This is a genomic window from Bradyrhizobium sp. CFUWI, assembly GCF_056429085.1.
The window spans coordinates 180637-202598 of record NZ_JBWJZE010000002.1 but is presented as its reverse complement, the minus strand read 5'-3'; the positions used below and the strand labels follow the sequence as shown (position 1 = coordinate 202598).

General features: G+C 65.0%; 24 protein-coding genes. 7 read left to right on the top strand and 17 right to left on the bottom strand.

The features are described from left to right. The first annotated feature begins 2 nt into the window (after positions 1–2). The 3 genes from AC066S_RS04805 (at position 3) to AC066S_RS04795 (ending at position 3172) form a co-directional block, all read left to right on the top strand. Positions 3–1352: an aspartate aminotransferase family protein gene (locus AC066S_RS04805; RefSeq protein ID WP_478269040.1), complete on the top strand. Its 1350-nt coding sequence runs from the start codon at positions 3–5 to the stop codon at positions 1350–1352. A 10-nt stretch (positions 1353–1362) separates the two neighbouring features. Continuing rightward, entirely contained in the window at positions 1363–2376 is a 1014-nt protein-coding gene (locus AC066S_RS04800; protein WP_126256440.1) for an amino acid ABC transporter substrate-binding protein, read from the top strand. Positions 2377–2521: 145 nt separating this feature from the next. Continuing rightward, the gene (locus tag AC066S_RS04795; protein WP_478269039.1) at positions 2522–3172 is read left to right on the top strand and encodes an aspartate/glutamate racemase family protein; all 651 of its coding nucleotides are present in this window, start codon (positions 2522–2524) and stop codon (positions 3170–3172) included. A 90-nt stretch (positions 3173–3262) separates the two neighbouring features. Here the strand turns inward: AC066S_RS04795 and AC066S_RS04790 are convergent, their stop codons facing one another. After that, the gene (locus tag AC066S_RS04790; RefSeq protein WP_478269038.1) at positions 3263–3910 is read right to left on the bottom strand and encodes a TetR/AcrR family transcriptional regulator; all 648 of its coding nucleotides are present in this window, start codon (positions 3908–3910) and stop codon (positions 3263–3265) included. A 159-nt stretch (positions 3911–4069) separates the two neighbouring features. Between AC066S_RS04790 and AC066S_RS04785 the strand changes: the two genes are divergently transcribed. Genes AC066S_RS04785 through AC066S_RS04770 form a run of 4 tightly spaced genes read left to right on the top strand, consistent with a single transcriptional unit; the run spans position 4070 to position 7505 of the window. After that, complete coding sequence (locus AC066S_RS04785; RefSeq protein WP_126256754.1) at positions 4070–4279, top strand: ferredoxin; 210 nt, start codon at positions 4070–4072, stop codon at positions 4277–4279. Positions 4280–4336: 57 nt separating this feature from the next. Next, on the top strand, positions 4337–5557 hold the full coding sequence (locus tag AC066S_RS04780) for a cytochrome P450 (protein WP_135167984.1): 1221 nt from the start codon (positions 4337–4339) through the stop codon (positions 5555–5557). A 36-nt stretch (positions 5558–5593) separates the two neighbouring features. Continuing rightward, positions 5594–6256, top strand: coding sequence for a sulfite oxidase-like oxidoreductase (locus AC066S_RS04775; protein ID WP_478269037.1), 663 nt, complete (start codon positions 5594–5596; stop codon positions 6254–6256). A 25-nt stretch (positions 6257–6281) separates the two neighbouring features. Further along, the gene (locus tag AC066S_RS04770; protein ID WP_478269036.1) at positions 6282–7505 is read left to right on the top strand and encodes a bifunctional alpha/beta hydrolase/OsmC family protein; all 1224 of its coding nucleotides are present in this window, start codon (positions 6282–6284) and stop codon (positions 7503–7505) included. A gap of 1 nt (position 7506) precedes the next feature. Here the strand turns inward: AC066S_RS04770 and AC066S_RS04765 are convergent, their stop codons facing one another. The 16 genes from AC066S_RS04765 to AC066S_RS04690 all read right to left on the bottom strand — a co-directional run bounded on the left by AC066S_RS04765 (position 7507) and on the right by AC066S_RS04690 (position 21912). Continuing rightward, positions 7507–8583 carry a YeeE/YedE family protein gene (locus tag AC066S_RS04765; protein ID WP_478269035.1) on the bottom strand — a complete coding sequence of 359 codons (1077 nt, stop codon included), beginning with the start codon at positions 8581–8583 and terminating at the stop codon, positions 7507–7509. Between the two features lie 2 nt (positions 8584–8585). Further along, positions 8586–9590 carry a quinone oxidoreductase family protein gene (locus AC066S_RS04760; RefSeq protein ID WP_478269034.1) on the bottom strand — a complete coding sequence of 335 codons (1005 nt, stop codon included), beginning with the start codon at positions 9588–9590 and terminating at the stop codon, positions 8586–8588. A gap of 179 nt (positions 9591–9769) precedes the next feature. Beyond that, the gene (paaK, locus tag AC066S_RS04755; RefSeq protein ID WP_478269033.1) at positions 9770–11101 is read right to left on the bottom strand and encodes a phenylacetate--CoA ligase PaaK; all 1332 of its coding nucleotides are present in this window, start codon (positions 11099–11101) and stop codon (positions 9770–9772) included. Positions 11102–11149: 48 nt separating this feature from the next. After that, the gene (paaI, locus tag AC066S_RS04750) at positions 11150–11599 is read right to left on the bottom strand and encodes a hydroxyphenylacetyl-CoA thioesterase PaaI (protein ID WP_164718463.1); all 450 of its coding nucleotides are present in this window, start codon (positions 11597–11599) and stop codon (positions 11150–11152) included. 101 nt (positions 11600–11700) lie between these two features. Continuing rightward, complete coding sequence (gene paaE, locus AC066S_RS04745; protein ID WP_478269032.1) at positions 11701–12783, bottom strand: 1,2-phenylacetyl-CoA epoxidase subunit PaaE; 1083 nt, start codon at positions 12781–12783, stop codon at positions 11701–11703. 136 nt (positions 12784–12919) lie between these two features. After that, complete coding sequence (gene paaD, locus AC066S_RS04740) at positions 12920–13423, bottom strand: 1,2-phenylacetyl-CoA epoxidase subunit PaaD (protein WP_478269031.1); 504 nt, start codon at positions 13421–13423, stop codon at positions 12920–12922. After that, entirely contained in the window at positions 13417–14193 is a 777-nt protein-coding gene (paaC, locus tag AC066S_RS04735) for a 1,2-phenylacetyl-CoA epoxidase subunit PaaC (RefSeq protein ID WP_478269030.1), read from the bottom strand. Before paaC ends, paaD begins: the two co-directional genes overlap by 7 nt. A gap of 137 nt (positions 14194–14330) precedes the next feature. Then, on the bottom strand, positions 14331–14618 hold the full coding sequence (paaB, locus tag AC066S_RS04730) for a 1,2-phenylacetyl-CoA epoxidase subunit PaaB (RefSeq protein WP_015687593.1): 288 nt from the start codon (positions 14616–14618) through the stop codon (positions 14331–14333). Between the two features lie 10 nt (positions 14619–14628). After that, positions 14629–15621, bottom strand: coding sequence for a 1,2-phenylacetyl-CoA epoxidase subunit PaaA (gene paaA / locus AC066S_RS04725; protein ID WP_167767318.1), 993 nt, complete (start codon positions 15619–15621; stop codon positions 14629–14631). A gap of 76 nt (positions 15622–15697) precedes the next feature. Next, entirely contained in the window at positions 15698–16564 is an 867-nt protein-coding gene (gene paaX, locus AC066S_RS04720) for a phenylacetic acid degradation operon negative regulatory protein PaaX (protein WP_478269029.1), read from the bottom strand. 201 nt (positions 16565–16765) lie between these two features. Further along, the gene (locus AC066S_RS04715; protein ID WP_126256455.1) at positions 16766–17536 is read right to left on the bottom strand and encodes an esterase/lipase family protein; all 771 of its coding nucleotides are present in this window, start codon (positions 17534–17536) and stop codon (positions 16766–16768) included. Positions 17537–17732: 196 nt separating this feature from the next. Further along, positions 17733–19019: a DUF445 domain-containing protein gene (locus AC066S_RS04710; RefSeq protein ID WP_126256456.1), complete on the bottom strand. Its 1287-nt coding sequence runs from the start codon at positions 19017–19019 to the stop codon at positions 17733–17735. Between the two features lie 180 nt (positions 19020–19199). Then, entirely contained in the window at positions 19200–19655 is a 456-nt protein-coding gene (locus tag AC066S_RS04705; protein ID WP_126256457.1) for a phasin, read from the bottom strand. A 204-nt stretch (positions 19656–19859) separates the two neighbouring features. Then, positions 19860–20453 carry a GNAT family N-acetyltransferase gene (locus tag AC066S_RS04700; protein ID WP_164718465.1) on the bottom strand — a complete coding sequence of 198 codons (594 nt, stop codon included), beginning with the start codon at positions 20451–20453 and terminating at the stop codon, positions 19860–19862. Next, positions 20450–21532: a PHA/PHB synthase family protein gene (locus AC066S_RS04695; protein ID WP_478269028.1), complete on the bottom strand. Its 1083-nt coding sequence runs from the start codon at positions 21530–21532 to the stop codon at positions 20450–20452. The genes AC066S_RS04700 and AC066S_RS04695 overlap by 4 nt, the downstream gene beginning before the upstream one ends. Next, positions 21529–21912, bottom strand: a complete 384-nt coding sequence (locus tag AC066S_RS04690; RefSeq protein ID WP_478269027.1) for a hypothetical protein — start codon at positions 21910–21912, stop codon at positions 21529–21531. Before AC066S_RS04690 ends, AC066S_RS04695 begins: the two co-directional genes overlap by 4 nt. Between the last annotated feature and the right edge of the window lie 50 nt (positions 21913–21962).

Genomic DNA, 21962 nt, shown 5'->3' with positions numbered 1-21962 from the left:
CCATGGCCGCCCGCATCAGCCGCGTGCTGCACCGCTCGCTGCGCGAGACGCCGCCCAAGGCGATCGGCGGCGAAGGCGTCTATCTTTTCGCCGAGGACGGGCGGCGCGTGATCGACGCCTCCGGCGGCGCGGCCGTCTCGTGCCTCGGCCATCAGCATCCGCGCGTGATCGCGGCGATGGCGAAACAGGCCTCGACCTTAGCCTATGCGCATACCGCGTTCTTTTCGTCCGAGCCCGCCGAAGCCCTCGCCGAAACGCTGGTCGGGCACGAGCCCGGCGGTCTCGCCTATGCCTATTTCGTCAGCGGCGGATCCGAGGCGATCGAGGCGAGCATCAAGCTCGCGCGGCAATATTTTATCGAGCGCGACGAGCCGCAGCGGCAGCATTTCATCGCGCGGCGTCAGAGCTACCACGGCAACACGCTTGGCGCGCTCGCCGCCGGGGGCAATGCCTGGCGGCGTGCGCCTTACGCGCCGCTGCTCTCCGGCGCCTTCAGCCACGTGACACCGGCCTTCGCCTATCACGAGAAGCACGATGGCGAGTCGGACGCGCAGTTCGTGGCACGGCTGGCGGCCGAGCTGGAGACCGAATTCCAGCGGCTCGGCCCCAACACGGTCGCAGCGTTCCTCGCCGAGCCGGTCGTCGGCGCCACTGCCGGCGCGGTGACGGCACCGGACGGCTACTTCAGGGCGGTGCGCGAGATCTGCGACAGGCACGGTGCGCTGCTCATCCTCGACGAGGTCATGTGCGGCATGGGCCGCACCGGCACCACGCACGCCTGGGAGCAGGAAGGCATCGCGCCCGACATCCAGGCGATCGCAAAGGGGCTCGGCGGCGGCTACCAGCCGATCGGGGCGATGCTCGCGAGCGGCAAGATCATCGACACGATCCGCTCAGGCTCGGGCGCCTTCCTGCACGGTCATACTTACCTGGCACATCCCCTCGCCTGCGCGGCCGCACTCGCGGTGCAGGATGTGATCCGCGACGATCGCCTGCTCGACCGCGTGAGGGAGCGCGGCAAGCAGCTGGAGCAGCGGCTGATCGAGCGCTTCGGCAATCACCGCCATGTCGGCGATATCAGGGGCCGCGGCCTGTTCTGGGCGATCGAGCTGGTCGCCGATCGCGCCAGCCGCATCTCGTTCGATCCCGCGCTCAAGCTCCATCAGAGGATCAAGGCGGAAGCCTTTGCTGCTGGGCTCGGCTGCTATCCGGGCGGCGGCACCGTGGACGGCGTGCGCGGTGACCACGTGCTGCTGGCACCGCCCTACATCGCCTCCGCCGACGAGATCGACCTGATCGTCGACAAGCTCGGCACGGCCGTCGACAACGTGTTGCGTAGTGTCAATCACTAAGGGGAGTAGCATGATGAGGAAAGTGGTTATCGCGGCGGGTGCGCTCGTCGCATCGACAATAGTCGCATCCGCCGCGACGCTCGACACGGTGAAGAGCCGCGGCACGCTGGTGTGCGGCGTCAGCGCCGGCTTTGCCGGCTTCTCCGCGCCGGACTCGCAAGGCAATTACAAGGGTCTCGACGTCGATTATTGCCGCGCGCTCGCGGCCGGCGTGCTCGGCGACGCCAGCAAGGTGCGATACGTTTCGTTGACCGCCCAGAACCGCTTCACCGCCCTGCAATCGGGCGAGATCGACGTGCTCTACCGCAACTCGACACAGACTTATTTGCGCGGTGCGACGCTGGGCTTGCGGCAGGGCCCGATCAACTTCTACGACGGCCAGGGCTTTGTCGTGAAGAAGGATCTGGGCGTCAAGGACATCAAGGACCTCAAGGGCGCCACGGTCTGCGTGGCTCAGGGCACCACGCATGAAGTCACGCTCGGCGATTACGGCCGCGCCAACGGCATCGACTGGAAGCCGCTGGTGTTCGACCGCGTCGACACCATGTACCAGACCTTCTTCGGCGGCCGCTGCGATGCGATGACCCAGGATGCCTCCGCGCTCGCCGGTGCGGTGACCACTGCGGCGCCGAACCCCACCGATTACGTCGTGCTGCCGCAGACCATCAGCAAGGAGCCGCTCGGCCCCTTCACTCGCAACGGCGACGAGGTCTGGAGTGACATCATCACCTGGCTGCATTACGGCCTGATCGAGGCCGAGGAGCTCGGCGTCACCCAAGCCAATGTCGACGAGATGACGAAGTCGCAGACTCCAGCGATCCAGCGCCTGCTCGGCGCCTCCGGCGATCTCGGCTCGCGGCTCGGGCTCGACAACAAATGGCTGGTCACCGCCATCAAGGCCACCGGCAATTACGGCGAGATCTACGAGCGCAATGTCGGCAAAACCAGCCCCCTCAAGCTCGATCGCGGCCTCAACGGCCTCTGGAGCAAGGGCGGCTTGATGTACGCCATCCCGTTCAAGTAGACAGCACTCGTGTCCCGGACGCGCTGCAGCGTGCAACGCTGCTGCGCCGAGCCGGGACCGAGCGACCACAATGGGCCCCGGCTCAGCAGCGCATCACTTCGTGCTGCGCTGCGTCCGGGGCACGGGAACCAGATAGTCACACTCCATGACGACGCCCCCTCGCATCGCCCTCATCCATGCCCTCAAGCACTCCATCGCCCCGATCGAGGCCGCGTTTTCGAAGGCGTGGCCGGCGGCGCGGCTGATGAACCTGCTCGACGACAGCCTGTCTGCGGATCTGGCCCGTGACGGCAAGCTCGACGACGCCATGACCGAGCGCTTCCTCGCGCTCGGCGATTACGCAGCGGCGACGGGAGCGGATGGAATCCTGTTCACTTGTTCCGCCTTCGGCCCCTGCATCGAGGCGGTCGCGCGCGCGCAGGCGCCGATGCCGGTGCTCAAGCCGAACGAAGCGATGATCGAGCGCGCGGTGACGATGGGCCGGCGCATCGGCCTGCTCTCCACCTTCCCGCCGACGCTGGCCTCGATGCCGCCGGAGTTTCCGGCCTCGGTCCAGGTCGTTCCGAAACTTGCCGAGGGCGCGCTGGCGGCGCTCGACCGCGGCGACCGCGCCACGCACGACCGCCTGATCGTCGAAGCGTCAAAGGACCTGCGCGACTGCGACGTCATCGCGCTGGCGCAGTTCAGCATCGCAGCGACGGCACCGCTGGTCGCAGAAGCCACCGGCCGTCCCGTCGTCACCACGCCTGACAGCGCCGTCGACAAACTGATGATGCTGTTGGGAGCTAAAGCATGATCCGGAAAAGTGCGTAGCGGTTTTCCGAAAAGATCATGCTTAAACAACAACCTAAAACGCGATGACGATTCATCCTAATCGCATCGCGCTTTAGGCGCCCGTCGCTTTTCGACGCCGCGCGGCCCTGATCGCGAGCGCGAGCGCGGCCTTCGTCTCGTTGACGAAATCCTCGACCAGCTCCTCGCGCGTGGCATGGGCCGCCTCGCCGGTGAACAGGCCCTGCTCGGCCAGCATCACGACACCGTGCAACGCCGCCCAGATCTTGAGCGCTTGCCGCTCGCGCAAATAGCCGACCGCAGGCGCTTCCAGCGCCTCGATCACGAGCGCGAACGTTTCGCGCGTGGCCTCGTGCAGCTCGCTGCCCTTGGCCGCGCATGAGACGGTGCGCGAGGCGAACATCAGGCGGTAGATGCCGTTGCGGCGTAGGCCGAAATCCAGGGTCGCCTGTGCCAGAAGCGACAACTTCGATTGCTTCGACGGCTTGGCCATCGCCTCGCGCAGGATCGCGCTGAGCTGGCGGAACGCCTCCGCCGTCACCGCCGCAAGCAACGCCTCGCGATCGGCAAAGTGACGATACGGCGCCGGCTGAGAGACGCCAAGCTGCTTGGCCAACGCCTTGATGCTGATCGCCTCGGCGCCGCCCCGCTCCGCCTCGCGTAGCGCAGCCTTGATCAAAGCATCGCGAAGATCGCCATGATGGTAGGTGTTTTCGGGCTTGCGGGCGAGTTGGGAGCGCATGTTGTGGCCAAGCCTACAAGTTTGCCCTTGACAGGGAAAGCCTGCCGCGAATGTAATAGCATATAACTTAAAGCCCGCGGTAAATGCCGCGGATAAAAAAGTGACATGAGGAACGCGCCGCCCTGCGGGCCACGCGCGCATACGACCAAGGATGCCGCCATGACAGAGCGACTGAGGGTTCACGTCGATCCCGAAAAATGCCAGGGCCACGCGCGCTGCAAAGCACTCGCGCCGGAACTCTTCGAGCTCGACGAATTCGGCAACGCGCACGAAGCCGGCGACGGCACGGTCCCGCCCGGGCTCGAAGACAAGGCCTGGCTTGCCAAAGCCAATTGCCCGGAAATCGCAATCGATGTGATCGAGGAGTAGCGCAGGCTCCCTGTGTGCCCGCGCGCGATTCGACCGCCAGCCCGAGGATTCCCCGTCATGTCCGACGTCAGCCAACCTGTCGCCCATCCGCCCGTCACCGACTGGGTCAACGATTTCGACCACACCGATCCGCAGTGGACGGAAGACCCGTTCCCGATCTGGGAGGAGATGCGCTCCGCAAGCCCGGTCGTGCACACGAAGCGCTTCCTCGGCTGCTACATGCCGACGACCTATGAAGCCGTGCGCGAGATCGCCAACGACACCGAGCATTTCTCCTCGCGCCGCATCATCGTGCGTGACGTCCGGCCCGAAGTCGCCAGGAATGCAGCTCCGCCGATCACCTCCGACCCGCCCGTGCACAAGCCGGCCAAGCAGCTGCTGCTGCCGCCGTTCACGCCGGACGCGATGAAGAAGCTGGAACCGCGGATGCGCGCGATCTGCAATGAGCTGATCGACGGGTTCATCGCCGACGGCAAGGTCGATGCCGCCGCGCGCTACAGCAAGTACGTTCCCGTTCGGGCGATTGCGCACATGCTGGGCATCCCCGAGAGCGACAGCGATCTCTTCATCAACTGGATCCACATGGTGCTCGAGCTCGGCATCAAGGACGAGAGCAAGCTGCTCCAGGCCGTGCAGGAGATGAGCGCCTATTTCGGCGCGCACATCGAGCAGCGCAAGAACAACCCGACCGACGATCTCATCTCCTACCTGATGAACGCCAGGGACAAGGAGGGCAATCCGCTCGAAGACTCCCACGTCCTTGGCTCGCTGCGCCTGCTGCTGATCGCCGGCATCGACACCACCTGGAGCGCGATCGGCTCCTCGCTCTGGCATCTGGCGAAGACGCCGGCCGACCGTGAGCGGCTGATCGCCGAGCCGGGCCTGATGCCGATCGCGGTGGAGGAGCTGCTGCGCGCCTATTCGCCGGTGACGATGGCCCGCGAGGTGGTCAAGGACACGACGATCTCGGGTTGTCCGGTCAAGGCGGGCAACATGGTGCTGTTGTCTTTCCCGGCCGCCAACCGCGATCCCAAGGTGTTTCCGGATGCCGACAAAGTCGTGATCGACCGCCGCGAAAACCGCCATGCCGCCTTCGGCCTCGGCATCCACCGCTGCGTCGGTTCCAACCTGGCGCGTATGGAGATGCAGGTTGCGCTGGAGGAATGGCTGAAGCGCATTCCGGACTTCCGGCTCGATCCGGCAGGCACGGTGACCTGGTCGCAAGGCACGGTGCGAGGCCCCCGCCAGTTGCCATTTCTGCTGGGAAAGGCGATGTAAGTCTTTCCAACACGGGTACGGAGAGGCTGGACGGCCATGGCTGACGACAACGAGCCGCCCGACAGCAAGCTGACCCGCACCAAGGAGAAGTGGGCGCGCGAGGGCCGCTTCCTCACCGGCAAGATCGCACGGCCGGAAGACCAGCGCCTGCCGCCGGGCCAGCATCTCACCAAGGATTGGCCGGTGCTCGATCTCGGCGTCACGCCGCCAATTTCGCGTGAGCGCTGGCGGCTCGACGTCTACGGTGCAATCGAGACCCCCGTGTTCTGGACTTTTGCGGAGTTCGCGGCCCAGAAGCAGGCCCGGTTCACCTCCGACATCCATTGCGTCACCACCTGGTCGCGCTACGACAACGAGTGGGAAGGGCTCGCCACGCGAGAGTTGCTCGCGGCGTGCCAGCCGCGCGAGGATGCACGCTTCGTGACGCTGCATTCCTATGACGGCTACACCACCAACCTCGCGCTGGAAGACTTTGCTGCCGAGGATGCCCTGCTCGCCCATAGCTGGTCCGGCCAGCCGCTGACGGAGGAGCATGGCGGCCCGGTGCGGCTGGTCGTGCCGCATCTGTATTTCTGGAAGAGCGCGAAATGGCTCCAGGCCATCGAGTTCCTGACCGAGGACGCGCCGGGCTTCTGGGAGGTCCGGGGCTATCATAACCGCGGCGATCCCTGGGCCGAGCAGCGCTATTCGAACGATTAGAGTTCAGATTGGAACGAGGGAAGCCATGCCGACGGAGCGCTTTCAATTCACGGGCGAAGGCGGCCATCAGCTTGCGGCCGCGCTGGAATTGCCGGACGGCGAGCCCGCGGCCTACGCGCTGTTCGCGCACTGCTTCACCTGCGGCAAGGATACGCTGGCGGCCAAGCGCATCTCGGTCGCGCTCGCCGCCAAGGGCGTCGCGGTGCTGCGCTTCGACTTCACCGGGCTCGGCTCCAGCGAAGGCGATTTCGCCAACTCCACGTTCTCCTCCAACGTCGCCGATCTCGTCCGAGCGGCAGACCATCTGCGCAGTGCCCGCAAGGCGCCATCGATCCTGATCGGGCACAGCCTCGGTGGCGCCGCGATCCTTGCGGCCGCCGGACAGATCCCGGAAGCCAGGGCCGTCGCGACCATCGCGGCGCCATCCGACCCGGCGCACGTAACCGGCCTCTTCAAAGCGCATCTCGACGATATCCGCGCGCAGGGCGAGGTCGAGGTCTCGCTTGCGGGACGTCCGTTCCGGATCAGGCGCGAATTCATCGAGGACATCGCCGAGCACGAGCTGATGAGCGATATCACCGGCCTGCACAAGGCGCTGCTGGTGATGCACTCGCCTGTCGACGACACCGTCGGTATCGACAATGCCACGAAGATCTTCGTTGCGGCGAAGCATCCCAAGAGCTTCGTCTCGCTCGATCACGCCGATCATCTGCTGAGCAAGCCCGCCGACGCGCTCTACGCGGCCGACGTGATCGCGGCCTGGGCGGGCCGCTACATCGACGCCGCAAAGCCCGCGAAGGCGATGGATCTGCCCGAGGCGCCGCGGCAGGTCGTGGTGCAGGAGACCCGCAAGAGCAAGTTCAACCAGATCATCACCGTCGGCCCGCATCGGCTTGTGGCGGACGAGCCGGTCGCGGCCGGCGGCGAGGACGCGGGCCCCGGGCCCTACGATTTCCTGCTTGCCGGCCTCGGGGCTTGCACCTCCATGACCATGCGCCTCTATGCCGACCGCAAGTCGCTGCCGCTCGACCGCGTCACCGTCACGCTGAAGCATTCCAAGATCTACGCAAGAGACTGCGAAGAATGCGAGACCCGCGAGGGCATGCTCGACCAGATCGAACGCGACATCGCAATCGACGGCGCGCTCGATGCCGAGCAACGCAAGAAGCTGATGGAGATCGCCGACAAGTGCCCGGTGCACCGGACACTGACGTCGGAGATCCGCATCGTGACGAAGGCGGTGGATTAGCTCAAGCGGCCGTCGAGCCCGCTTCGGCGCTCTGGGCCGGCTGAACCCGCAGCGCGCCGCGCAAGCCGGCCGTCGTGCCGAGCAGGATGCCGGCGAGCGCGACGAACGAGCCCAGTGCGAGCGTCGATACACCGGTGAGCCCCTGCCCGATCGAACAGCCGAACGCCATCACGCCGCCGATCCCCATCAGGGCGGCGCCGCTGCTCGAGCGCAGCATGTGGCGCGGCGATGAATAGCCTTCGAGCTTGAAGCGGCGCGTTGCCAGCGCCGTCGCCAGGCTGCCGGCGAAGACACCGGCAACCGTGGCGATGCCGAAGTTCAGCGTCAGGCCGGTCGAGAGCATGGCATATTGCAGGCTGTCGGCGATCGGCGCGATGAATGTCAGGGAGGTCACCGGGATCGGATTGAAGTCGTCGGCGCCGAGATGGCCGGTGACGTACCAGCCGCCGGCGACGAGGAGGCCAACGATGATCCCCGCTACGATCTGGCCGGGCGAGCGTCGGAACCCAGGGTGCGCGAAAGCGAACAGGATCAATGCGAGCACGATCAGCACGGCGGCAACCACACGCGAGAGCGATTCCGTCACACCGAGCGTCGTCAGCAAGGACGGCAGCGAGTTCGGGTTGACTGTCGTTTGCGAAGCCTGAACCAGCGCGATGCGCGCCGGCGCGATCAGGCCCTTGAGCGTCATCTGGGCGGCGATGGCGAGCACGATCACGACGACGAACGAGCGGAGATTGCCGCGGCCGAGCAGCACCAGCGCGCGCGAGCCGCAGCCGTTCGACAGCACCATGCCGTAACCGAACAGCAGGCCGCCGAGGAACAGCACCGGGGCCGAGAACGATGGTTGCAGGTAGATCGTCTTGCCGAGATCGACCATGCCGCTGCCGGCGAGGAACTGGCTCGCGGCAATCGCCACCGCGATCGCCAGTGCATAGGTCCGCACCAGCCGTCCGTCTCCCTCGGCCAGCCAGCCGCGCATGCTGCTCATCAGGCAGAAGCCGCTGAGCAGACCCACGGCGCCGTAGACGAGACCGATGCCGAGGCCGGCGAGGATGACGAGGGCGGACGATTCCATGATTACGGCTTCAGGATCACCCGGTCGCGCGAAGAGCCGGCGACGGCGACATAGGCCTCCTTGGCGCGCTCGAGCGGATAGACGGCATTCGCCTTGATCGGAAACGGTTTGAGGTGGCCGCTCGCAAAGCCCGGGCCGAGGTCGCGCAGCACCGCGCCGGTTGCCGCCGAGGACAGGCCGAGCGTGTCGATGCCGACATAGGTGTGCTGGCCGCGATAGAATTCGAGGATGTTGAACTGCACGATGCGGTCGATCGCGGCGATCAGGATCTGGCGACCGCGCAAGGCGAGCGACTTGTGCGCTGCCTCGAAATAGGGATCGCCCACCGTGTTGAAGACGATGTCGGCGCCCTTGCCGCCCGTGAATTCGCGCACGCGCGCGGCAACGTCGGTCGCGGAGGCATCGATCACCTCGATCGGCGCATTGGCGTGGCCTTCATAGGCCTCCGCCTTGCGGACCACGCCGATGACGCTTGCGCCCTGCCAGGTCGCGATCTGCACCGCGGCCTGGCCGACCTTGCCGTTGACGCCGAACACCAGCACAGTATCGCCCTTTTTCGGCAAGCCCGCGCGGCGAAAGCCTTCCATCGCGGTGACGAAGGGAACGCCGATGCCGGCGGCCTCCTCCCACGACGCCGTCTCCGGCTTCTCCACCACGGCATCGGCCTCGACGACGAGATGGCTGGCATGGGTGCCGTCGCGGCGGATGCCGAGATCGCCGGAGGAGCCGAACACCTCGCGGCCGACCGTGCCGGCCGGCCCGTCGATGACGATGCCGGCATAGTCGCGGCCCGGCGTGCGCGGGAACACCGCATAGGGCATCAGCCCGGTCGCGGCCTTCACGTCGGAGGGATTGACGGCGGCAGCCTTCACCTCGATCAGGAGATCGTTCGGACCGCGCGTCAGCGGGTGACGCTCGACCATCGGCGCAAGCGCGGCGGCGTTTTCAGCCTTGGCATTGAGGCGCACGCAGCGCGCTTCGACGGATTTGGCATCTAGTGACGACATAAAAGGCCCGCGATTTCTCGCGGGCCTTGTCGCCTTTGGGGCCGGGCGAGTCAACCGCCTCCCCTCATCCTGAAGAGCCTGCGAAGCCGGCGTCTCGAAGGATGAAGGCCCGCAGCGCGAGCCGGGCCTGCATGGTTCGAGACGGCGCTAAAGCGCCTCCTCACCATGAGGGGCGAGACCTAGTCTTTGGGCCGCTTGTCGTAGAGCCGCTTGGCCTTGCCGAGCGAGCGTTCCAGCGTGGCCGGCGCGACCACCTTCACCTTCGAGCTGATCCCGATCGTGTTCTTGATGTGGGTCGAGATGCGGTCGGCGTGGTCGACGAGGCCCCGGCCGTCCCAGCTCTCCGGCCGCGCCTCGGCGATGATGGTGAGCTCGTCCATGCGGCCTTCGCGGGTCAGCTCCAGAATGAAGTGGCCGCCGCACCAATCGGTCGCGAGCAGCACCTCCTCGATCTGGGTCGGGAACAAATTGACGCCGCGCAGGATGATCATGTCGTCGGAGCGCCCGGTCACCTTCTCCATGCGGCGCATGCCGGGGCGTGCCGTGCCGGGAAGAAGCCGCGTCAGGTCGCGGGTGCGATAGCGGATCACCGGGAACGCTTCCTTGGTGAGCGAGGTGAAGACCAGCTCGCCCTTCTCGCCGTCCGGCAGCACCGCGCCGGTCTCGGGGTCGATCACCTCGGGGTAGAAATGATCCTCCCAGATGTGCAGGCCGTCCTTGGTCTCGATGCATTCCTGCGCGACGCCGGGGCCTATCACCTCGGAGAGGCCATAGATGTCGGTCGCGTCCATGTCGAAGGCGTCCTCGATCTCGCCGCGCATGGCGTTGGTCCAGGGCTCGGCGCCGAAGATGCCAACCTTGAGCGAGCACTGGCGCGGATCGAGCTTCTGGCGCTTGAACTCGTCGAGGATCGCCAGCATGTAGCTCGGCGTCACCGTAATGATGTCGGGCCGGAAATCGTTGATGAGCTGCACCTGCCGCTCGGTCATGCCGCCGGAGATCGGCACCACGGTGCAGCCGAGCTTCTCGGCGCCGTAATGCACCCCTAACCCGCCGGTGAAGAGGCCATAGCCGTAGGCGTTGTGGATGATCATGCCGGTGCGGCCGCCGGCGGCGCGGATCGAACGCGCCATCACCTCGGACCAGGTGTCGATATCGGCTTGCGTATAACCAACCACGATCGGCTTGCCCGTCGTGCCGGAGGAGGCATGCACGCGCACCAGCTTCTCGCGCGGCACGGCAAACATGTTGAACGGATAATTGTCGCGCAGATCGGTCTTCACCGTGAACGGAAATTTCGCGAGATCGGATAGTTCCTGGAAATCGGACGGGTGCACGCCAGCCTTGTCGAACGCCTTGCGATAATGCGCGACGTTGTCGTAGGCATGCTTCAGCGACCAGGCCAGCCGCTGCGTCTGCAGCGCCATGATCTCGTCGCGCGAGGCACGCTCATGCGCGTCCATCTCGGGGCTATAGGCGCTGCCGCCTTGCTTGAGCCTCGTCAGGTTCATCTTCGTTTCCCCACATCATCGGTTTTCTTTTTTATTCTCTTATTGGGCTTACGGTTCCTGGGTCGGCAGCCAGGTTCCGGGAATGACGCGTGAATGTCCGCGGAATTCCGCAATGACGGAGTCGCCGACAGTGACGCGCACGTCATAGATGCCGGAGCGCCCGCTGCGCGTAATCTCACGCGCCTTCGCGACGAGGCGATCCCCGAGCCTGCCCGGCTTGATGAAGGTGATCTGTCCCTGCGCCGCAACGACGCGGTCATTGTGCGAATTGCAGGCAAAGGCGAAGGCGGAATCGGCGAGCGTGAAGATGAAGCCGCCATGGGCGATGCGCTGGCCGTTGACCATGTCCGGCCGCACCGTCATCGCGAGCGTCGCAAAGCCCGGACCGATCTCGACGATCTCCATGCCGAGTCCCTTGGAGGCGTCGTCCTCCGCCCACATCGCGTCGGCGCAGGCGCGGGCAACATTGTCAGGCGACAAAGCGGCTTTGAGGTTCACGCGCCTCTCCCGGTCAAATGCTTGCATATGATGTTCTGCTGGTTGGCCAAAACTGTCAAATAATGCGACGCATTTGCATCGCTGGCGTCTGATGCGCCCGCTCAGACATGGTCATAATCGACCACGACGCGCTCCGATGACGGCTTGGCCTGGCAGGTCAGGACAAAGCCCGCCTTGAGCTCCCACGGCTCCAGCGAATAGTTGATGTCCATCGGGGCTTCGCCCTCGACCAGCTTGGCGCGGCAGGTCGAGCACATACCGCCCTTGCAGGCAAAGGGCAGATCGACGCCGGCGCGCAGCGCGGCATCGAGGATCGCCTCGTCCTCGGCCACCGGCACCTCGCGGCGCTTGCCGTCGATGATCAGCGAGGCGATCGCCTTCGGCGGCGCGTCGGGAGCAACCTCCTTCTTCGGCCGCGGCTTGCCGCCGAATTCGGAAACGAAGCGCTCGACGTGGATGCGGTCCTGCACGATGCCGAGCGCGCGGCAGGTGGCCTCGATGTCCTCGCTCATGCCAAGGGGCCCGCAGATATAGACATGATCGACGCTTGCGGCCGGCACCAGCGAGCGCAGCAACACCCTCACCTTGTCGCCGTCGAGCCGGCCATGCAGGATCGGGATGTCCTGCTCCTCGCCGGAGATGACATGGAACAGCGAGAGCCGATCGATGAAGCGGTCCTTGAGCTCCTCGAGCGCTTCGAGGAACATGATGTTGTCGGTGTTGCGGTTACCGTAGAACAGGAAGAAGCGGCTGTCCGGCTCGCGCGCGAGCACGCCCTTCACGATCGACAGGATCGGGGTGATGCCGGAGCCTGCGGCGAAGCCGACATGAATGCGCGCCTGGTCTGCCGGGGGAACCACGCCGAAGCGGCCGGTCGGCGTCATCACGTCGAGCTCGTCGCCGCATTTGAGATCCTCGGCTGCCCAGCTCGAAAACGCGCCGCCGTCGACCTTCTTCACGGCGATGCGGATCTCGCCTTCGTCAGGGCCGGAACAGATCGAATAGGAGCGGCGCACCTCCTCTCCGTCCAGCGTGGTGCGGAGCGTGAGGTACTGGCCGGGCGTGAAGGCGTAATCGCGAGCGAGCTCGCCGGGAATGGCGAAGGTCATCGAAACGGCGTCGGACGCCTCGCGGCGGAGGTCGCTGACGGCCAGGCGATGGAAGCGTGGTGCGGCTGCTGACATCAGAAATACCCCAGCCTGGTCTCACCGCCGTCATTGCGAGGAGCCCTTGCGACGAAGCAATCCAGACTGCTTCCGCGGACGGATTCTGGATTGCTTCGCTTCGCTCGCAATGACGATGGAGTTGGCATCGTGATCCTCAATGACACTTGAAATAGTCAAAAGGTTCGCGGCAGGACTTGCAGCGCCACAGCGCCTTGCAGGAGGTCGAGCCGAATTCCGAGAGCAGCTCGGTGTTCTCAGAGCCGCATTGCGGGCAGGCCACGGCCTGCGCGCCGAACAGCGCGCGGCGCGAGCTCGACGCTTGCGGCGGCGCGATGCCGTAGGCACGCAGCTTTTGGCGCCCGTCCTCGCTCATCCAGTCGGTGGTCCACGCCGGCGACAGCACGATTCGCACCTTCGGATGACGGAAACCGGCGCGCTCCAGCGCCAGCTCGATCTCCAGCGCGATCATGTTCATCGCCGGACAACCCGAATAAGTCGGGGTGATTTTGACTTCGACCTGGTCGCCGTCGAGAACGATCTCACGGAGCACGCCGAGATCGGCGATGGTCAAGACCGGAATCTCCGGGTCGACCACGCTCGCCGCCGCGGCCCAGGCGCGCGTGCGCAGCTCGCTATCGCGCTCCAGAACGCTCACCATGTCAGCCCCGGGAAGGTGCGCTGCATCGATTGCAGCTCGGAGAGGAGATGGCCGAGATGTTCGCTGTGCCGGCCCGTACGGCCGCCCTGCTGCATCCAGTTGTTCTGCGGCAGGACGAGCGTGGCTTCGCTGACGACATCGGAGATCGTCTGCAGCCAGCGGCCGCGCAATAGCCCGGGATCGATGGCGATACCGGCATGGATCAGGGCGCGCTCGCCTTCGTCCACATCAAACATCTCGCCCGTGAAAGCCCAGAGGTGATCGATTGCGGCTTGCGCGCGGGCGTGGCTCTCATCGGTGCCGTCGCCGAGCCGGATGAGCCATTCCGAGGCGTGGCGCAGATGGTAGGCGCTCTCCTTCTCCGACTTGGCGGCAATCGCAGCCAACGTGGTGTCGCGCGAGGTCATCATCGCGCGCCAGGAGAGGTCGGCGAACGCGGAATAGAAGAACTGCCGCACCAAGGTCTGGGCGAAATCGCCGTTGGGCTGCTCGACCAGCAGCAGATTGCGGTACTGCCTGACGTCACGCAAGTAAGCGAGCTTGTCCTCGTCGTTGTCCTTGCCTTCGACCTTGGCGGCGTAGCTGTAGAGCTCTCGCGCCTGGCCGATCAGGTCGAGCGCGATGTTGGAGAGCGCCATGTCCTCTTCCAGCATCGGCGCATGTCCGCACCATTCCGACAGCCGATGGCCGAGGATCAGCGCATCGTCGGCGCGGCGCAGCGTGTAGAGCACCAGCGGCGTTTCTGAAACCTGGATGTTGGCGACGGGCATCTGTCCTATCCATCTTGCCACTTGTTCCGACCTCACCCTGATGAGGCGCGCAGCGCCGTCTCGAAGGATGGCCGCAGTTCACGGGCCTTCATGGTTCGAGACGCGCTTCGCGCTCCTCACCATGAGGGGAGAGAGCGCTACATATGCCCCACTTCCTCGGGCACCTCGTAGAATGTGGGGTGGCGATAGATCTTCGATTCCGCCGGCTCGAACATCATGCCCTTCTCGGCGGGATCGCTCGCGGTGATGGCGCTCGACGGCACGACCCAGATCGACAGGCCTTCGCCGCGGCGGGTGTAGATGTCGCGGGCGGCTTGCAGGGCCATGGTGGCGTCGCTCGCATGCAACGAGCCGACATGCTTGTGCGCGAGCCCGTTGCGGCTGCGAATGAAGACTTCCCACAGCGGCGTGTTCGGCGTGGCCATATTGGTCTCCCTATTCCGCGGCTTGCGCGGTCTGGCGTTGCGCGCGCTTCGCCGCATAGGCTGCGGCCGCCTCGCGCACCCAGGCGCCCTCCGCATGGGCCTTGCGGCGCGCGGCGATGCGGTCGCGATTGCAGGGGCCGTTGCCGGCGAGCACCTGCTTGAATTCGGCCCAGTCGATCTCGCTGTAGCGCCAATGTCCTTCGGCATCCTGCGTCATGCCGGGATCTGGAATGGTGAGGCCGAGATATTGCGCCTGCGGCACGGTGGCATCGACGAATTTCTGGCGCAGCTCGTCATTGGAGAAGCGTTTGATCTTCCACTTCGTCGAGGTGTCGCTGTGCTGGCTCGCCGCATCGGGCGGACCGAACATCATCAGCACCGGCCACCACCATCTATTCAGGGCGTCCTGCGCCATCGCCTTCTGCTCGTCCGAGCCCCGGCACAGCGTCAGCATGATCTCGTAGCCCTGGCGCTGGTGGAAGGACTCCTCCTTGCAGACCCTGATCATCGCGCGCGCATAGGGGCCGTAGGAGCAGCGGCACAGCGGGATCTGGTTCATGATAGCGGCGCCGTCGACAAGCCAGCCGATGGTGCCGATATCGGCCCAGGTCAGCGTCGGATAATTGAAGATCGAGGAGTACTTGGCTTTGCCGGCGAGCATCGCGTCGACCAGCTCTTCGCGCGAGGCGCCAAGCGTCTCGGCAGCGGCGTAGAGATAGAGGCCGTGGCCGCACTCGTCCTGCACCTTGGCGAGCAGCGCGGCCTTGCGGCGCAGGGTCGGCGCGCGCGTGATCCAGTTGCCTTCCGGCAGCATGCCGACGATTTCGGAATGGGCGTGCTGGGAGATCTGGCGGGTGAGCGTCTTGCGATAGGCCGCCGGCATCCAGTCGTTCGGCTCGATGCGCTCCTCGGCGTCGATGCGGGCCTGGAATTGAGCAGCCTTGGCCGCATCCTCAAGACCGCGGTCGTCGGTCTCGGCCGTGTTCAGCGCCTGGGTATACATGCGCATCCTCCCATTTGATTGAGAGGCAATATATAACAAGAACTAGCTCATGCAAGATATTTCTGTAACATAAAGATCAGGCTTCGAACCTCCGTTCCAGAAGTTTTCGCGCCGGCGGCAATGGCCCCTTTTCATTGGTTCCATGACCATCAAGCCATTGCTCGGACGGAGCGAGCAGCGCGCGATAGATTTCGCCGCAAAGCTCGCGGGCCGCCCTGCCCGGCCAATCCGCCGGCAACAGGCTTTCAGGCAGCAGCGGATCGCGCAGCACGACACGGCGATAATAGTGGATCAGCAGGATGCGCGCGGTGAAGGCGTCGGCCTCGGACAGCTCCGTGCCGCGCGCGATCGCGGCGCGCAGCGGCTCGAACGTCTTCATGAATTTCAGATAGGCGTCCGCGGTGCGCTGCAGCGGCCAGCTCGCGCGGAGGAGGCGGCGCCCGCTATCATCCTCCGCCGAGACTTCGAGCCGGATGGCCCCCGCGGCTTCATCCGGCACCGGCAGGCCCGATGGCGCAACCCACACCCCCGGCAACGGACTGCCGAAGCCGGCGTTGCGAAGCGCCTCGCGCGAGACGTCACGATCCTCGCCGTTGCCGATCAGCAGCAGCTCGAAGCGCCCGGTCCAGTCCGACGGCGGCGGGTCGTAGATGTGGCGCGTGGCGGCTTCGAATGTCTGGCGTCCCTTGTCGGCAAGTCGATAGAAACTGTTGCGGCCGACCTTCTCCCGGGTGAGCCAGCCGTCGGCCGCAAGCCGAGACATCGCGGTGCGGACAACCCCACTGTCGATGTCCAGACCCTCGAAGAATTTCAGCAGCGTGCCGAGCCACACCACGCCGCCGCGCGGCACGATGGCATCGCCGAACACGGTGATGACGATGGAGCCGGTGCGCGACGGTTCACGCTTGAGCTGGTCGATGATGCGGGAGAGCGGATGCGCCATGCGGCAGGCATAGCGCGTTTGGCGCCGGCGCGACAATGGACGGGGCGACCATCGAAGCAGGGAGCCGGGCTCGATCCTTCGAGACGGCGCTTTCGCGCCTCCTCAGGATGAGGTCTGCCCGTCTTTGCGCGGCATCACTTATTTCGACCCTCGTGGTGAGGAGCGCGGCAAAGCCGCGCGTCTCGAACCATGCAGGCCCGACTACCGATGCGGATCGGGATAGACCACACTGCGCCAGCCGCTGCGATCGAACGGACGCCATTGGCCTTCCTTTTGCGCGAGGCGATCGGCCACTGCATAGACCACGGCCGGATGATGGCCCATGCCGCAATGGCTGCTCTCGACCTCGATGCTCTCGGTCTGCGCTCCCGTTTTCTCCATGCAGCCCTGCCAGGCGCAGACGCCGTCGGTGCGGCTGAAGATGGCGGTGGTCGGCACCGGCGGCGGCACGGCAAGCTCGCCGCCAAACCGCGGATCGACCTCATCGGCCTTCCGTCCGCTGGCCCATTCATAGACGCGCCAGGCATTGGTGGAGCGGGGATTGCCGGCGAAGGGGCTGCCGAGCGTAATCACCTGGCGCACGCGGTCGGGCATCATCTTGGCGAGCTGACGGGCATAGAGGCCGCCGAGGCTCCAGCCGACCAGACTGAGCTTGCGGCCGTGCGTTTCGCTGAGCTCCTCGACCAGATCGACCATCGCGTGCTGCACGCCGTCGCGCAGGCCGTAATTGCGGCCCTGGCGCCAACCGCTCACCGCGTAGCCCTTGCTGGTCAGAAACGAACGTAGCGCGCGTGTGGACGCGTCCGAAGCCACGAGGCCCGGCAACACCAGCACGGGGTGCCCATCGCCGCGCGGCGCGAGGCTCAGCAGCGGAAGTGCGCCGAGGAATGCGCCGAACTCGTGGATCGCGCGTCCCTCCAGAAACATCAGGGTGCGGGACGGCGGACGCAGCGTCTGGGCAGTAGCGGTCATCAATGTTTCCCCTGGGAAGAACTGGATAAAGGACGCCGGGACGAGGCCGGCAAATCTGAATTCCAACTCTCCGGCTTCTTGATCGTTCCGCACTGCAACATGAATCAGCCGCGCAGCCGGTTCCCGGCATTGAAGCCGGGCAGACCTCAGGCGACAATAGGCTTGTGTGCTAATGCCGGAAGCCGTGACGCAAAAGTCACAGCCATCTGAGCAGGAATTCTACGGAGTAGAGCGCCAAGCCGGCGAGGCCGCCGATCAGCGAGCCGTTGAAGCGGATGTATTGCAGATCGCGACCGATATTGATTTCGATCAGCGAAATCAGCTGCGCCATATCCCATGCCTTGACCTGATCGGAGATGAAGATCGATACGCCGCTCTTCTGATCGGCAATGAAGCTGCGCAACACCGTCACCAGGCCCTTGTTGATCTCGCCGCGCAGCTCGGCATCGCCGGCAAGCGCTTCGCCTGCCGCGACGAACATGCCGGCGAGATGATGCTGCAGCACCTGCGTTTCGCCGCTCGCGCTGCGCTCGATGAACGAGCGTGTATTGGCCCAGACCGTGCGGGCAAGTTCGGCGAGCTCGGGCCGCGCCAGCAGGTCACGCTTCAAACCGGCGATGCGGTCGATATAGGCCTGATCGGTGCCGAGCCGGTCGACGAAGCTCAGCACCATGCGATCGAACTCGCTGCGGAACGGATGCTTGGCATCGCTGCGCACCTCGTTGAAGAACGCGGTGGCGGACGCGACGATCTTGTTCACCAGAAACTTGTCGGCACGGTAGAGCCTGAGCAGGGTCGGCAATTCCGCGCGCACCTTCTCGCGGATCATCGCCATCGTCTCTTTCTGATTCAGCGTCTCGTGCATCACCCGCAGGAGATCGTCGAACAGGATCTGGTGGCGTCCCTCCGCCACGAAGCCGCGCAGCGTACCGGCGGCAAGCGGCGCAAGGTCGATCGCCTGGAGCTGCGATGACATGCGGCGGATGATGAAGGTCATCAAGCCTGAGGTCTCCGTCGCCGAGAAGGCCTCGGGCAACAGGCGGAGCGCGAAGCGAGCCAGATCATCGCTGCGCTTGCGGTCGCGCAGCCAGTCGGCAACGAAGGAGCCGAAATCGATTTCCTTCAGCTTGGCCTCGACGGGACCGGCCTCGAGGAAATGCACCTGGATGAACTCGCCGAGCTTGTCCGCGATGCGCGCCTGGTTGCTCTGGATGATGGCGGTATGCGGGATCGGCAGGCCGAGCGGCCGCTTGAACAGGGCAACCACGGCATACCAGTCGGCGAGGCCGCCGATGGTCGCGGCTTCCGCGAAGGCGGCGATGAAGCCGAACAACGGATGCACCGGCAGGAGCCATTTTGCCACGATGAAGAGCGCAAGCGTCGAGGCAAGCACCAGCGTCGCCAGCGCCTTGACGCGGCGCAGCTCGGCCGCGCGTTCGGCGTCGCCGGGGCTGTCGAAGGTGAAGGTGGCGGGTGGAGTCATTGAATTGGAGACTACGTCATTCCGGGGCGATGCGAAGCATCGAACCCGGAATCTCGCGCCATAACCTCTGGATTCCGGGTTCGCCCTTCGGCGCCCCGGAATGACGGTGGAAGCAGCGCAGCCACAAACAAAAGGCCCGCCGAAGCGGGCCTCAAATTCAGTTTCTGCTCAGGCGCCAGATCAGGCGGTCTTGTTGTAGACCTTGGCAAAATTGTCCTGCGCGGACTTCGCACCATTGGCAGCGAGCTTGCCGAAATAGTCGGCGGTCGCCTTGGCACGCGAGACGAACACTTCGCCGCGCGAGCGGAGCAGGCCCGACTGGATCTCGACGGCCTCGCTGAACGACTTGGCGGACGCGAGCTTGTCGATGCTCGAGAGGAACGCCTCGGCGTCGTCGTAGATCGCCTGCTGGATGTTGCGGCTGATCTTGCCGGCTTCAGCGACGGATTCGGTCACCGCGTTCTCGACGGCGGCGGTCACGCGCTCGGAGCCTGCGAAAGCCTCGGCAGCACGGTCCTTGGCGGTGTTGGCGGTCTTCTTGACGAACTCGCGGGCAGCCTCGGGAACTTCCAGATTCTGGATGTTCTTGAAAGCGTCCTTGAAGCCCTCGAAAGCGGTGTTGGTTTCAGTGGTCATGGGGTTCTCTCCATCCTCATTGCTCTGAGCTATGGGCTCACCCCGTCCGCATTGGCCCGGGGCACGACCTATATGGCATAGTTAATTGTGCGATGCAACATCCATATTGCACTGCGATATCACGAAATGGTGATGAAGCTGAATAAGAGGCATCCTGATGCCTCCTTGGCCACTCGACCCCTATCGACCGCCTTTTGGCGATCCCTAGTGCTGCACCGCCCCCGGCAGCCCATAGGCCTCCATCTGGGCCTGGACCTGCGCGATGTTGTGACCGAGCACGACGATGTCATGGGTCTTGCCGTCGACGTCCCGAACGTGGTCCCGCAGCAGCGCTTCGGCCTTGAAGCCGAGGCTCTCGAACACGGCGATCGCCGCCTGCTGGTCGACCGTCATCTGGACCGAGAGCTTTTCCAGGCCCGCCCCGAGTGCGAGCGCAAAGGTCTCCTGCGACAGCGCCCGCCCCACTCCCTTCCCGCGCACTTCGAGCGAGACCACCATCCGGATCTCGCCAACATGGGGCGACCAGGAATGGGGATCGCGCACCAGCGTGCCGCAGCCGACGACCTTGCCGTCCCTGACCGCGAGCAGGCTCGTGATCGCGCCCCGCTCGATCTCCTTGACCCAGGCCGACAGCACCTTCGGCTCGCTGATATTGCGGGGCAGGAACAGCAAATCGTGGGTTGGCAGACCCTTGCCGAAGGCGAGCACCGCGGCCTCGTCCGCGGGCGCCATCAGACGAATCTCGATATCGCCGGCGTCCGTCTTGACGTGACGCGGATAGGAACGCTGCTCGCTCATATCGATCTCTTTCCCAGCCAGGAATCCAGTTTCGGCCATAGCCGCTTCACGGCGTTGGCGCCCGCGACCAGCGAGACGTGACCGCCTTTCAGGATCACCTCTTCCTTGTCCGCAGATCCGATCTTCGCGATCAGGTGCTTGGCGGCCTCATACGGCACGATGTGGTCGTGCTCGGCGACCGCATGCAGGATCGGAACCTTGATGTTCTCGAGCTTCGCCGCGCGGCCGCCGACCGACATGGCGTCGTTGAACAGCTTGTTGTCCCACATCAGGTCCTTGGTGATGGTGCGGAAATATTCGCCGGCCAGCGGCAGCGTGTCGGTCGCCCAGCGATCAAACATGCGGTAGGATTTGACGAACTCGTCGTTCCAGATGTTCTCCCAGAGCTGGATCTGGCTCACCGTGCGCGAGGCCGGGCGCAGCATCTCGAACGAAGACAGGATCATTTCCGGCGGCACGTTGCCGACGCTGTCGACGAGACGGTCGACATCGAAATAACGACGGTCGGAGAAGTTCGAGAACAGCTTCATCTCGCGGAAGTCGATCGGCGTGGTGAAGCAGATCAGGTTCTTCATCGGCCCATCCTTGTGGATCGAGCCGTACAGCAGCGACAGCACGCCGCCGAAGCAATAGCCGATGACCGAGACGTCCTGCTCACCGGAATCGGCCTGCACGCGGCGGACGCAGTCCGGGATGAAGTCGAGGACATAGTCCTCCATCCGCAGGCCCTTCTCCTCCGGCCGCGGCGCGCTCCAGTCGAGCATGTAGACGTCGTATCCGCGCTTGAGCAGGAACTCGATGAAGCTCTGCCCGGGGACGAGGTCGAGGATGTAGCCGCGATTGGTGGTCGCCATCACGATCAGCACCGGCACCCGGTAGATCTCGTCCGACATCGGCCGGTAGTGATAAAGGTTCATGGTGCCACGCGAATGCAGCACGTCCTTCGGCGTCGAGCCGAGCGAAGGGCCCGAGGTCGAGAAATATTCAACGCACTTGATGCTGCGCTGGATGGCGCGCTGCACCTCGGTCTGGATCCGCTCCGGGATGGACGCGAGATCAAGTCCCGCCGGCCCGTTCATGTCGGCTCTCCGGGCTCGGAAGGCGGGCGCTTCGTCCGTGGCGGCCGCGGGGTGTTCTCGAAGCCTTGCGTGATGCCGGAACTCGCCGCCATCCGGCTCAGCATCGCCTTGATCTCGCCGATCTGAGCCTCGACCGACTGGAGCCGTTCCGCAAGACCAGTGACCTGCTCCCGGCTCGGCAGGTTCATCGTGACGAGATATTTCTCCATGAGTTCGCCGAGCTGCTTCTGAGCACCTGCAGCAACTCCGCCGGCGCGGTTCATCGCCTGTGAAAATTCCGGCGACGACATGGCCTGGTTGGCGAAAGAGTTGAACCCCTTCTCCATCTCGCCGACCATCTTCTGCCACGTGGCAACGGGGTCGTTGGTCTTGTCGGTCATCGGCGTCCTCCTGAAAACGAGAGCTGCGATGCCCTTCTTTTTGCGCCATA

What these genes read in the sequence shown, in the direction of transcription:
- AC066S_RS04700 (WP_164718465.1), bottom strand. Translation starts at nt 20,453, where the DNA reads ATGAGCGAGCAGCGTTCCTATCCGCGTCACGTCAAGACGGACGCCGGC.
- paaC (WP_478269030.1), bottom strand. Translation starts at nt 14,193, where the DNA reads ATGCCCGTCGCCAACATCCAGGTTTCAGAAACGCCGCTGGTGCTCTAC.
- AC066S_RS04695 (WP_478269028.1), bottom strand. Translation starts at nt 21,532, where the DNA reads ATGAACGGGCCGGCGGGACTTGATCTCGCGTCCATCCCGGAGCGGATC.
- AC066S_RS04690 (WP_478269027.1), bottom strand. Translation starts at nt 21,912, where the DNA reads ATGACCGACAAGACCAACGACCCCGTTGCCACGTGGCAGAAGATGGTC.
- paaD (WP_478269031.1), bottom strand. Translation starts at nt 13,423, where the DNA reads ATGGTGAGCGTTCTGGAGCGCGATAGCGAGCTGCGCACGCGCGCCTGG.
- AC066S_RS04795 (WP_478269039.1), top strand. Translation starts at nt 2,522, where the DNA reads ATGACGACGCCCCCTCGCATCGCCCTCATCCATGCCCTCAAGCACTCC.
- AC066S_RS04790 (WP_478269038.1), bottom strand. Translation starts at nt 3,910, where the DNA reads ATGCGCTCCCAACTCGCCCGCAAGCCCGAAAACACCTACCATCATGGC.
- AC066S_RS04805 (WP_478269040.1), top strand. Translation starts at nt 3, where the DNA reads ATGGCCGCCCGCATCAGCCGCGTGCTGCACCGCTCGCTGCGCGAGACG.
- AC066S_RS04705 (WP_126256457.1), bottom strand. Translation starts at nt 19,655, where the DNA reads ATGACCACTGAAACCAACACCGCTTTCGAGGGCTTCAAGGACGCTTTC.
- AC066S_RS04770 (WP_478269036.1), top strand. Translation starts at nt 6,282, where the DNA reads ATGCCGACGGAGCGCTTTCAATTCACGGGCGAAGGCGGCCATCAGCTT.
- paaA (WP_167767318.1), bottom strand. Translation starts at nt 15,621, where the DNA reads ATGTATACCCAGGCGCTGAACACGGCCGAGACCGACGACCGCGGTCTT.
- paaX (WP_478269029.1), bottom strand. Translation starts at nt 16,564, where the DNA reads ATGGCGCATCCGCTCTCCCGCATCATCGACCAGCTCAAGCGTGAACCG.
- paaE (WP_478269032.1), bottom strand. Translation starts at nt 12,783, where the DNA reads ATGTCAGCAGCCGCACCACGCTTCCATCGCCTGGCCGTCAGCGACCTC.
- AC066S_RS04775 (WP_478269037.1), top strand. Translation starts at nt 5,594, where the DNA reads ATGGCTGACGACAACGAGCCGCCCGACAGCAAGCTGACCCGCACCAAG.
- AC066S_RS04800 (WP_126256440.1), top strand. Translation starts at nt 1,363, where the DNA reads ATGATGAGGAAAGTGGTTATCGCGGCGGGTGCGCTCGTCGCATCGACA.
- AC066S_RS04785 (WP_126256754.1), top strand. Translation starts at nt 4,070, where the DNA reads ATGACAGAGCGACTGAGGGTTCACGTCGATCCCGAAAAATGCCAGGGC.
- AC066S_RS04715 (WP_126256455.1), bottom strand. Translation starts at nt 17,536, where the DNA reads ATGACCGCTACTGCCCAGACGCTGCGTCCGCCGTCCCGCACCCTGATG.
- paaB (WP_015687593.1), bottom strand. Translation starts at nt 14,618, where the DNA reads ATGGCCACGCCGAACACGCCGCTGTGGGAAGTCTTCATTCGCAGCCGC.
- paaK (WP_478269033.1), bottom strand. Translation starts at nt 11,101, where the DNA reads ATGAACCTGACGAGGCTCAAGCAAGGCGGCAGCGCCTATAGCCCCGAG.
- AC066S_RS04710 (WP_126256456.1), bottom strand. Translation starts at nt 19,019, where the DNA reads ATGACTCCACCCGCCACCTTCACCTTCGACAGCCCCGGCGACGCCGAA.
- AC066S_RS04765 (WP_478269035.1), bottom strand. Translation starts at nt 8,583, where the DNA reads ATGGAATCGTCCGCCCTCGTCATCCTCGCCGGCCTCGGCATCGGTCTC.
- AC066S_RS04780 (WP_135167984.1), top strand. Translation starts at nt 4,337, where the DNA reads ATGTCCGACGTCAGCCAACCTGTCGCCCATCCGCCCGTCACCGACTGG.
- AC066S_RS04760 (WP_478269034.1), bottom strand. Translation starts at nt 9,590, where the DNA reads ATGTCGTCACTAGATGCCAAATCCGTCGAAGCGCGCTGCGTGCGCCTC.